10 protein-coding genes are annotated in these 11,025 nt (G+C 43.9%); 3 read left to right on the top strand and 7 right to left on the bottom strand.

Annotated elements, in window-relative coordinates; genetic code table 11:
- Positions 1-48: 48 nt before the first annotated feature.
- Positions 49-1,437 (top strand): peptide MFS transporter, encoded by a 1,389-nt coding sequence (locus L4D78_RS27540; RefSeq protein ID WP_428469872.1) that lies wholly within the window; start codon positions 49-51, stop codon positions 1,435-1,437.
- Between the two features lie 79 nt (positions 1,438-1,516).
- On the opposite strand, the gene L4D78_RS27535 is transcribed toward L4D78_RS27540, so the two are convergent.
- Entirely contained in the window at positions 1,517-2,560 is a 1,044-nt protein-coding gene (locus L4D78_RS27535) for a response regulator (protein ID WP_428469873.1), read from the bottom strand.
- A gap of 420 nt (positions 2,561-2,980) precedes the next feature.
- Between L4D78_RS27535 and L4D78_RS27530 the strand changes: the two genes are divergently transcribed.
- Positions 2,981-3,856, top strand: a complete 876-nt coding sequence (locus L4D78_RS27530) for a LysR family transcriptional regulator (RefSeq protein WP_428469871.1) — start codon at positions 2,981-2,983, stop codon at positions 3,854-3,856.
- Between the two features lie 179 nt (positions 3,857-4,035).
- The gene (locus tag L4D78_RS27525) at positions 4,036-4,635 is read left to right on the top strand and encodes a Yip1 family protein (RefSeq protein WP_428469870.1); all 600 of its coding nucleotides are present in this window, start codon (positions 4,036-4,038) and stop codon (positions 4,633-4,635) included.
- Between the two features lie 155 nt (positions 4,636-4,790).
- Here the strand turns inward: L4D78_RS27525 and purF are convergent, their stop codons facing one another.
- The 6 genes from purF to truA form a co-directional block, all read right to left on the bottom strand.
- Entirely contained in the window at positions 4,791-6,308 is a 1,518-nt protein-coding gene (gene purF, locus L4D78_RS27520) for an amidophosphoribosyltransferase (RefSeq protein WP_428469869.1), read from the bottom strand.
- 156 nt (positions 6,309-6,464) lie between these two features.
- The gene (locus tag L4D78_RS27515; RefSeq protein WP_428458184.1) at positions 6,465-6,959 is read right to left on the bottom strand and encodes a CvpA family protein; all 495 of its coding nucleotides are present in this window, start codon (positions 6,957-6,959) and stop codon (positions 6,465-6,467) included.
- Positions 6,960-7,023: 64 nt separating this feature from the next.
- A complete protein-coding gene (locus tag L4D78_RS27510) occupies positions 7,024-7,599 on the bottom strand; it encodes an SPOR domain-containing protein (protein ID WP_428469868.1) in 576 nt (191 codons plus the stop codon).
- A gap of 8 nt (positions 7,600-7,607) precedes the next feature.
- Complete coding sequence (gene folC / locus L4D78_RS27505; protein WP_428469867.1) at positions 7,608-8,876, bottom strand: bifunctional tetrahydrofolate synthase/dihydrofolate synthase; 1,269 nt, start codon at positions 8,874-8,876, stop codon at positions 7,608-7,610.
- 164 nt (positions 8,877-9,040) lie between these two features.
- Entirely contained in the window at positions 9,041-9,967 is a 927-nt protein-coding gene (accD, locus tag L4D78_RS27500) for an acetyl-CoA carboxylase, carboxyltransferase subunit beta (protein ID WP_428469866.1), read from the bottom strand.
- Positions 9,968-10,113: 146 nt separating this feature from the next.
- Entirely contained in the window at positions 10,114-10,899 is a 786-nt protein-coding gene (gene truA, locus L4D78_RS27495; protein ID WP_428469865.1) for a tRNA pseudouridine(38-40) synthase TruA, read from the bottom strand.
- Between the last annotated feature and the right edge of the window lie 126 nt (positions 10,900-11,025).

Here is an 11,025-nt window from a genome sequence, read left to right as displayed (position 1 = left end):
AGTCACAGCATTAGCAAACACAATACTAACTAAATATAGAGAATAATCATGAACAACCTTAACAGTGGCAATTTATTTGGCCACCCGAAAGGCTTGTTCTTACTGTTTGGAACCGAACTGTGGGAACGCTTTTCTTACTACGCAATGCGTGCAATTCTCGTTTTATACCTCACGGATAAAACCATTAGCGGCGGCCTGGGTTGGACAACTCAAGATGCGCTAAACCTTTACGGCATCTACACCGGTCTCGTTTATATCACCCCCCTTATTGGTGGTTGGATTGCTGATAACTTCCTTGGCCAACGTCGCTCGATTTTAATCGGTGGTGTATTAATGGCTATCGGACAATTCACACTTGCCCTGCCAAACAGCTTGGTCGACCCACATGCCGTCACTGCCTTCTATATTGGTTTAGGGTTTCTAATTCTGGGTAATGGTCTGTTTAAGCCCAACATCTCAACGATGGTTGGCGACTTATACCAAGAAGGTGACAACCGTCGAGATGGCGCATTCACCATCTTTTATATGGGTATTAACTTAGGCTCATTATTAGCCGGGATCATTGCGGGGACTGCATCTGCTGTTTACGGGTGGAAAGCAGGCTTTCTTACTGCTGGTATTGGTATGTTAATTAGCCTTGTAACCCAATTATATTTTGCTGAGCGACTACTCGGTGATATTGGTAAAGTGCCTGCAGCTAAACGTGCTGCTGCAATGAACAAATCAGGTAAAAAAGAGCCACTGACACGCCAAGAGCGCGATCGCCTGAAAGTTATCATGATCATGGGTATGTTTGTTGTCATTTTCTGGGCTGGTTTTGAGCAAGCCGGTGGACTAATGAACATTTTCTCGCAACAGTACACCGATCGTATGATTGGCAATTTCGAAGTTCCTGCTGCATGGTTCCAATCGCTTAACCCATTTTTTGTTATTACCCTAGCACCTATTATTGCTTCTATCTGGGTAAAAATGGGACCGAAAGAACCAAACTCTCCCGTTAAGTTTGCCATGGGACTATTCTTTTTGGCCGCAGGTTTTGTTTGTATGATGGGCGCTGTGATGCAGCAAGGTGGCGACCTTACGGTTAAAACATCTATGCTTTGGCTAGTTGGCGCATACTTCTTCCATACACTTGGTGAACTATGCTTATCGCCAATCGGGCTATCGATGGTTACTAAACTTGCCCCACTACGCTTGGCATCGTTAATGATGGGTGCATGGTTCGGCTTTAATGCCGTGGCTAACTATGCTGCCGGCATTGTTGGCTCACATGTGGGCGAAGCGGGACCTATGGCGATCTTTAGCGGCATTGCCATTGCAGCAACGATCGCTGGTGTACTTCTTTTACTTTGTTCAAACCAGCTTATCCGTTGGATGCATGGTGCAGAAGGGAATAAACTTGAAGAAAAACTCGACGGCCAGCCAGTTGAAGCTTGATTAAAATATCTTAAGCTGTTCAAAAAGCAAGAACCTATCGGTTCTTGCTTTTTCAATAAGTAACGTACAGGTAATGCTACTATGCTATTCGCTTGAACGTCACACTAAAACTGGCTGAACCAATTTCGCTTAACGACAGCCGTCCTCCCGATTTAGCCAGCTTCAACCGGACACTTTCATTATTACCCGCTTTGTTACCCAACCAGTTTTGTCCTTGAATAGCGTAATTACCGTCACTGGTTTGTAAACCAGCAGCCAACCCTGCAGAGGAAAGTGAGATGCTGTTATCCGTGGCATCGAATACGCCAAAAATTGCACGAACAGGAGAAGCATAACCAGAGCTTTTCATACCATTCTCAATGACTTTAACAAGCCCTTGGCTATTGGTTTCACTGCTCATTCGGTTGCGTAAATAATCATTAAAAAACGCCCGAATTAACAGAGTGGTGGCTGTACCATTCTCATCACCCGTTGCTGAATCAACCAAATAAAATGCCAACCTGCCATCAATCAACCACGTATAATCCAATAAGACAGGCTGAACATCTGCAGACTGAAGTACGCAATAATTCAGCCGCCAATTACCCAAACTTGACTCGGTATCAGGCATTAACCCCATCAACAGCTCCCTCGAAGCACGTGGATTGGCCTTCAGCTCTTCGATATGCCATTCAAGCTCTTCATCAATGACAGTTTCATCATCTATGCTCACCCACTGACTAGAAAAATCGCCACTATCAACGACCGAATCATGAAGCTTCAATACCGATAGCATGGCTGATTTTAGTACCATGATATTATTGAGTGGCTTAACTAAAAAGTCTTTCACACCAAGACGTAATGCTGAAGCAACATCGGCCATATCACCCGAACCAGAAATGACGATGATCGGGATCATTGGATACTGCACAGACACTTCTTCAACAAACTCCATTCCTGTTAATACGGGCATCGCCAAATCGCACAGCAATACATCAGGAATATTTTCTCGCAACGCTCTTAACCCTTCGAGCCCATTTTCAGCTTCACGTACATGACAACCTTGGCTTTTCAAAAAACCACTTAGCATTACCCGAAAAACGGGATCATCTTCTACAATGAGAACATCTTTCTCTTCAAGCAACGTCTGTTCCCTCCGAGAATAACGACGATTTCCCCCAACAGTGCGGTCTCGGGAATGATGTTGGGAGTTAATGTTCATAAAAACTCAATATTTACTGGCATACTTAACAAAAGCATAGGTCGAATTCTCATATCCGTCAGGGGTAAATTGGACCTTTACTTCTAATTTAATGATTTCTGTTAACGCCTTCTAAAATTAGCAAATTTAATTACAATTTGATCAATTAAAACGCATCCAGTCACTCTCTGCTAATGAGATTACAGTAACGTTTCCCCTCAATTTTTCGCAAAAAGTAGGTTAAATATTAGAATATGTATATCGATATATTGATTTACAACAAAAGTTGAAAGGATAAAAACATATTTAGGCAACCTTTTTGTTATACAATTCACAATTATAAGTTTTCAGTGATGTAAAGATATGAAACTTGACGATTTGAATTTATTCCGCATGGTTGTTGAAAATGGAAGTTACACAGCGGCCTCTCGGAAGACCCAAGTACCCGTAGCGACATTAACCAGACGAATTCAAGCACTTGAAGAGTGCTTAAGCATCCGCTTACTAAACCGTCATGCTAGAAAATTATCGCTGACGGAGGCTGGTCAAAAGTTTTATGACGAATGTAGCCCTTTACTAGAAAAGCTGGTTGATACCACCGAGCACATTAGTGAAGAATGCAAAGGTGCGGCGGGTAAGTTAAAAATTGCCGCCCCATCAAACTTAACTAAAGTCATGCTGCAGCCCATGCTTAACGCTTTCATGAGCACGCACCCTGCAATTAACATTGAACTATCAATGAGTAATGACCCTGAGCAGCTTGATCCTACTGATTGGGATATTATTTTCAGAGTGGGTCCGCAGCGTGACTCCACACTCATTGCAAGAAAGATCAATGCGGTCAAAGATATTTTGGTGGTAAGCCCCGAGTATCTAAAACAGAACCCTGAACCCAAACATGCCCAAGATCTCCACCAGCTTCCGCTATTAAAAGGAAAGCCGTTGCTACGCTGGCGACTAACTGATGGTAACGGTGAAACAGTTACGGTTGGAGAAAGAGGCCGCTACGAAGCTAATGAACTGAATGTCGTGAGAGATGCTTGTATCGCAGGGTTAGGCATAACCTTAATGCCAGATGCAATGTTAAAAGAGTACATCGCTTCAGGCGAGTTAGTTCAAATCCTAAAAAATTGGTCATCCAACCCACGTGAAGTGTACTTGATGTACAACCACCGAGATTACCAGCCAGAAAAATTACGTTTATTTATCGAATTTGCTAGCGACTACTTCAAGCTATAACCTCTGCGTTCAAAAGCCTGTAACCGAAGAATTCTCAATCCGGTTGCAGGCAATTTCTTGCCAACCCTACCAACCCCGACTAAACATTATTAATGACATGGAAAAGAACACAGCATGCTTTTGGAACGTGTTCTTTGCTAAAAATTTGCACCTTTTGTGCAATAAAACGGGGAAACGTTATGATTTTGGGACACTTATTTGGGCTATATACGCATCCAAAGCAAGAATGGCGCGCTATAGATAAAGAACATGAGGGAGTTCAGAGCAGCTTAAGTCATGTGTTGCTTATTGCACTATTACCACCAGTTTTTGCATTTATTTCAAGTGTATTTATCGGCTGGCGTGTCGGGGTGGGTGAGCCTATATTCCTAACCCAAGGCAGTGCTCTAACGATGTCTGTTGCCATGTATGCCGCGCTCATCGCAGGCGTATTTGCGCTTGCCTATCTAACCTACTGGATGAGCCACACCTTTGGTTCGACCCCCACGTATACACAAGCACTCGAATTGGCTGCGTATACCGCGACACCGCTGTTTATGGTCAGTATCGCCGCAATTTATCCACAAATTTGGTTCTTAATGATTGCAGGATTGATCGGTATCGCCTACTCGGTTTACCTTCTGTACACTGGCGTGCCAATTCTAATGCACATACCTGAAGAACGTGGATTTATCTATGCTAGCTCGATTGTCACTTGTGGGCTTGTTTTATTAGTGTCCATCATTACAGGTTCAGTGATCCTGTGGAATGTCGGCCTTGGTCCACAGTTTAGCCATTAATACTAAGCTACATAAGTACTTGATCAGATTGGTATAAAGAACGTATTTACGCAGTAAACACACTGTTGAGTTCTAAAACAAAAAAGCTTCGCTATAAATAGCGAAGCTTTTTAAATGGTATTTTTTAAACTGCGTTCGAAACCGCTCGTCTTAGGCTATGCGCCTTCGTTATGCAGTTCTAGGTTAGCTAAATCTTGCTGAATACTACGCTGAGTTTTCGAATCTTCACTACGCAACGACTCAAGGTAATCTAAGTAACCTTGATCAATATCGCCGGTTACATATGTACCGCTAAATACAGACGTTTCAAATTCATTTATCGCAGGGTTACCTTCCGCAACAGCCGCCACAAGATCATCAAGATCTTGGAAAATCAGACCATCAGCACCAATCATGGCACTGATTTCATCCACTTCGCGACCATGAGCAATCAGCTCATTAGCGCTTGGCATATCAATACCATAAACGTTAGGGAAACGTACTTCAGGTGCAGCAGAGGCAAGGTACACTTTACGCGCGCCTGCTTCGCGTGCCATTTCAATGATCTGCTCAGATGTCGTACCGCGGACAATTGAGTCATCAATAAGCAGTACGCTCTTATCTTTAAATTCAGATCGAATTGCATTGAGCTTGCGACGTACTGACTTACGGCGCATTTGTTGACCTGGCATGATAAAGGTACGGCCAACATAGCGATTTTTCACAAAACCTTGGCGATACGGCTTATCCAATGTACGCGCAATTTCCAGCGCACTATCACATGACGTTTCAGGGATAGGGATAACAACATCAATATCGATATCATCCCACTCACGCTTGATCTTTTCACCCAGCTTTTGCCCCATACATACGCGAGCGCTGTATACCGACACCTTATCAATGAATGAATCTGGGCGTGCGAAGTAAACAAACTCAAAGATACATGGGTTCAATACTGGATTATCTGCACATTGCTCTGTAAACAACTGTCCATCAAAAGTGATATAAACCGCTTCACCCGGGGCTACATCACGCATGAAATCAAAACCAACCGCATCAAGTGCAACAGATTCAGACGCAACCATGTATTCAACGTTACCATTCACTTCACGCTTGCCAAGGCATAATGGACGAATACCATTTGGGTCACGGAAAGCAATTAGACCGTGGCCAATCACCATGGCAACAACCGCATAAGCACCCGCAACAACACGGTGAACTTCACGTACTGCGCTAAAGATTTCAGCAGGCGAGATTGGGTAAGACACGGCTTCTTCTAGCTGATTAGCCAGTACATTAAGCAAGATCTCTGAATCTGACGTTGTATTAACGTGACGACGAGCTTTTTCAAATAACGTTTCACGAATATCAGCCGCATTCGTCAAATTACCGTTATGTGCCAATGAAATACCGTACGGCGAATTCACATAAAAAGGCTGAGCTTCTGAAGCACTAGAGCTACCAGCTGTTGGGTAACGTACGTGGCCGAGGCCAACGTTACCTTGTAGTCGCTGCATGTGTTTTGCTTCAAAAACATCTCGTACTAATCCATTCGCCTTACGCAGACGGAAACGATTGCTTTCTAAGGTAACAATACCAGCGGCATCTTGGCCGCGATGTTGCAGCACAGTCAATGCATCATAGATAGACTGGTTTACCGGGGTAGAACCCACGATTCCGACAATACCACACATGTCCTAAATCCTCGTCACGCTTAAAGTAGCTTTCTAAATTTCAGCGGGGACCTAATCACTAGATCCCCGCTGATAACTGTTTGAATCTTATCCCCAGGAACATTTAGATACTGGTAAAAGCCATCTATTCTGTTCATGGGTTTCATCACCGAATCGCTAAAATCGATCGCCAGTGAAAAAGCTTGAAGTGTCTTTAAGGTAGGTGAAGAACCATTCAATGATAATGCCAAACTGTGGGATAAGCTGGGAATCTTTCCACCAGTCTGCATTTGAAAACCCTGTAAAGGCATCAACAAAGAATAGCAACGCGGCAACAATTAATACGCCGCGAACACCACCAAACACTATACCTAAAACCCGATCTGTTCCTGACAAACCCGTTTTCTGTACTAACTGCCCTATCACATAGTTCACTACTGCACCGACAATCAGTGTCGCAATAAACAGGGCAGCAATCGCGCTACCATTTCGTAGCATTTCATCCTGAATATTAGTGAAGTGGGCAGCCAGTTGGGCGTAAAAATTACTCGCCACAAAAAATGCTGCAAACCAAATCACCAGTGACAGTGCTTCTTTAACAAAACCACGGATCAAACTGACCAGTGCCGAGAAGCCTATTACGCCTATAATGACGTAATCAATCCAAATCATCATTCGTTGTATTCATCTTGTTGATGCGTATTCTAACAGAAAAAATGAGAACGCAAACGTTTACCTAAGGGTTTAGTGGATTAAATCTAACCAATCGGCCTTTTAATCCGGTTAATTTTTCTAATTCTTTGAGCTCGGTAGTCAACTTCGTTTTTGACACATCAGGTCCAACAACAACACGCGCTAAATCACCGTCTTTTGGCTGCTTTGGAAAAACATGTGCTTGGTAACCTTCTTTACGTAACTTGGCAACCAATGTATTCGCATTGTCAAAATTACGAAAAACACCAAGTTGCACAACCCAACCACTCTCTTTATTGCCACCTTTTGGCGTTGTCACAACAGGTGGTTCAACGTTTATGGGCTTAGCATCTGAGACTACTGTCTTAACCACTGGCTTTGACGGTTCACTTTCAATCACGACCGTCACTGGATCTGGTGGTAAATCGACATTCGCAAACTCTGGTTCTGGAATAGACTCGTATTCCCCATTAGCAACGACTTCTGGCTGTAGTGGAATACTCGCAAACTGTTCCTGATAATGCTGCTTTTTGCCATCAAATAAATCGGGGAGGAAAATAACCCCAATAGCAACCAGAATGATGGTGCCGACTAATCGACTTTGAAATTTACTTGCCACACTGACTCCTATGCGCTTGTTGCTAGGTGACTGGATATTAGTCCCACAGTGTAAAATGAGCCAAATACAATTACCATATCATCGGCTTCTGCTTGTGTCAGAGCTGCGTCATAAGCCAACTCTGGCGAGGTAAAACCAACGGGGTCTACTGCTAGATGTGCAATGATCTCACTGGCGCTTGCTGCGCGTGGCCCTGTTAACGACGCGGGGTACCATGCATCAACAATCTCAGCCATCTCTGCAATGGTAGCTGCAATGTCTTTATCATGTAGCATGGCAACCACAGCATGGATACGTCCTTTGCTTTCTTGTTGCTTTATAAGCGCCAATTGCTGTGCAAAATAATTCGCTGAGTGTGGATTATGTGCCACATCCATGATTACCAATGGCTGCGATGAGACTCGCTCCATCCGTCCTGGCAACGATGCCTTCGACAAGCCATCAACTATATGCTGATCTGTAATTACTAATTCTGCCGTTGCTAATGCCATCAAAGCGGTAGCGGCATTTGGTAGCGGTAGTGATGGGATCGGTAAATTATCAAGATCAAATGCGCCACACTGCCAGCGCCACGTATTACCTTGTACATCGTAATTAAACTGATAACCGACTTGATGCAGTAATGCACCGATATCATCAGCATGAGCTGGCACTGACGCAGGTGGGTTAGGTTGCCCACAGATAGCAGGTTTTTCAGTACGGAATATCCCCGCTTTTTCGTAGCCAATCACATTAATATCATCACCCAGCCAATCAACATGATCGACCGCTAGGCTAGTGATCACTGACACATCATGATCAACAATATTTGTGGCATCAAGTCGACCGCCCAAGCCCACTTCTAAAATAGCGACATCAACGTGCTGTGATTTAAATAGCTGTAATGCCGCCAGCGTACCAAATTCAAATAGACTTAAACTAATATCACCACGCTGCTGCTCTATCGTATAAAAAGCGTCACTGTGCGCAGTATCATCAAGCTCCTGTCCATTAATACGCACACGCTCGTTGTAACGTACTAAGTGTGGAGAGCTGTACACACCAACTTTATAGCCCGCCTCAAGTAAAATCGCTTCAAGGATCGCGCAGGTTGAGCCTTTACCATTGGTGCCAGCAACAGTAATGACTTTCTTTGCTGGTTTGATTAAACCGGCTTTTTGGGCAACGTCTTGCGCTCGGTCAAGCCCAAGATCGATGGCACTCGTATGGAGTTGTTCGAGATAAGATAGCCAAGAGGCCAAAGATGAGTTTGCTTGAGGTGCTGACAATCCGGACATTCTTCATCGTTTTATAGTAATAGCAATATAACCACTAATTTAACATCGAACGACGGAATACCAAAGCAACCTGAGCAGACAATTGTTATGAAAGGCAAAAACAACAAACGGGGCACTTGGCCCCGTTTGATTTAACTTAAAAGTGCATCAATACCGGTGAAGAGTTACTCTTCGGTATTCTTGACCTCTTCTTCGTCAACTTTTGTTTCAGTTGGTGCTACGACTGGCACAACCATAGGCGAGTCAACCTGCATTAGCTTAGCAATGATGCCACCGATGCGTTGACGCATTTCACGGCGATCGACGATCATGTCAATCGCACCGTGCTCAAGCAAGAACTCACTACGTTGGAAGCCTTCTGGCAGCTTCTCACGTACCGTCTGCTCAATAACACGCTGACCGGCAAAACCGATTAATGCTTTTGGCTCACCAATGTTAATGTCACCAAGCATCGCAAGGCTCGCAGAAACACCACCCATTGTTGGGTCTGTTAAGACTGAAATAAACGGTAAGCCTTTATCTGACAAACGTTCAAGTGCAGCACTGGTTTTCGCCATCTGCATAAGCGACATTAGAGCTTCTTGCATTCGTGCGCCACCACTTGCAGAGAAACAAACCAATGCACAATTATTCGCAATTGCCTCGTCCACAGCACGAACAAATTTAGCTCCAACCACAGAGCCCATTGAACCGCCCATGAAAGAAAACTCAAACGCACAAGCGACAAGCGGTTGTTCAAGTAAGGAACCTTTCATTACCACTAAGGCATCTTTTTCGCCGCTGTTTTTTTGTGCAGCAGAAATGCGATCTTTGTATTTTTTTGAATCACGGAACTTCAGCTTATCTTTCGGCTCAAGCTCTGCAGCAATCTCAACTTGACCATCTGCGTCCAAAAATGTTTCTAGACGACGACGCGCTTTCATGCGCATGTGATGATCACATTTAGGGCAGACTTCAAAGTTACGTTCTAGATCTGCGTGATAAAGCACTTGTTCGCAGGAAGTACATTTGGTCCATACCCCTTCAGGGATAGACGCTTTGCGAGAAGAAACAATATTGCTTTTTGTAAGGATCTTTTCCAGCCAGCTCATGAATGACCTTTCATCTTCTTATTTCCCTACCCTATAAGCGACTCATTACAAGCGTTTGTAGCAGAGAATTACAAATTCGTTAATTTACCAAGGTGGAATTAAAGCACAAAGTCGTCAGTCTGTAGATAAAAAACTGGTACTACAAGTTAATCCTTGAGAAAAAGAGGCCCAAGAGTTGATCTTGGTAACGCATATTTTTCTGGATAATCGACATCAACCAAATACAAACCTTCCGCTTTTGCCGTGGTACCAGCAAGTCTACGGTCCTTCTGCTCTAACAGCCATTGAATCCACTCAGGCTTTTGCTCACCACGTCCAACCTTAATTAGGCTGCCAGCAATATTTCTCACCATATGGTGAACAAATGCACTGGCTTTAACGTCAATAATAACAAAGTCACCTTGGCGCGACACATTCAAATGCATCAACTTACGCCATGGGCTGCGTGATTGGCATTGCATTGCGCGGAAAGACGTGAAGTCATTCTCACCTAATAAATACTGACCCGCTTCATGCATTGCTTTTTCATCAAGCTCACCATGATAGTGGCTCACCCCAGCACTTAAAATAGCAGGGCGTAGTGCATTGTTATTGATAATATAACGATAACGACGCGCAGTGGCACTAAAGCGTGCATGAAATTCATCATCAACTTCTTTCGCCCAACGTACTGCAATATCTTTAGGTAAATGGGTATTCACGCCCATTGTCCATGCCGCCATTTTACGGTCAACATCAATATCAAAGTGAACTACCTGACCCGTGCCGTGAACACCTGCATCAGTACGACCTGCACAGATCACTTCAATCGGCTGGTTTGCAATTTTAGACAGGGATTTTTCTAAACACCCCTGCACACTGACTACATCATTCTGACGCTGCCAACCATGGTATTTGGCGCCATCGTACTCGATACCTAAAGCTATTCGCATAATTTACTTCGTTCTTACCTGTGGATTAAAGCATGAAGCCTAAAAAGTGGGGATAAACCCAAACTGCCTCTATTTAGCACTTATCAAACTAAAGGACTAAATACCGGCTAGCGGTGTAGTATACCT

It is taken from the genome of Photobacterium minamisatsumaniensis (assembly GCF_050336695.1).
Lineage (GTDB): Bacteria > Pseudomonadota > Gammaproteobacteria > Enterobacterales > Vibrionaceae > Photobacterium > Photobacterium minamisatsumaniensis.
This window is presented reverse-complemented; position numbering and strand designations above follow the sequence as displayed.

Bases quoted from the DNA above. Each gene is read 5' to 3' on its own strand.
- L4D78_RS27540 (WP_428469872.1), top strand. From the start codon at position 49: ATGAACAACCTTAACAGTGGCAATTTATTTGGCCACCCGAAAGGCTTG.
- L4D78_RS27530 (WP_428469871.1), top strand. From the start codon at position 2,981: ATGAAACTTGACGATTTGAATTTATTCCGCATGGTTGTTGAAAATGGA.
- L4D78_RS27525 (WP_428469870.1), top strand. From the start codon at position 4,036: ATGATTTTGGGACACTTATTTGGGCTATATACGCATCCAAAGCAAGAA.
- purF (WP_428469869.1), bottom strand. From the start codon at position 6,308: ATGTGTGGTATTGTCGGAATCGTGGGTTCTACCCCGGTAAACCAGTCT.
- L4D78_RS27515 (WP_428458184.1), bottom strand. From the start codon at position 6,959: ATGATTTGGATTGATTACGTCATTATAGGCGTAATAGGCTTCTCGGCA.
- folC (WP_428469867.1), bottom strand. From the start codon at position 8,876: ATGTCCGGATTGTCAGCACCTCAAGCAAACTCATCTTTGGCCTCTTGG.
- accD (WP_428469866.1), bottom strand. From the start codon at position 9,967: ATGAGCTGGCTGGAAAAGATCCTTACAAAAAGCAATATTGTTTCTTCT.
- truA (WP_428469865.1), bottom strand. From the start codon at position 10,899: ATGCGAATAGCTTTAGGTATCGAGTACGATGGCGCCAAATACCATGGT.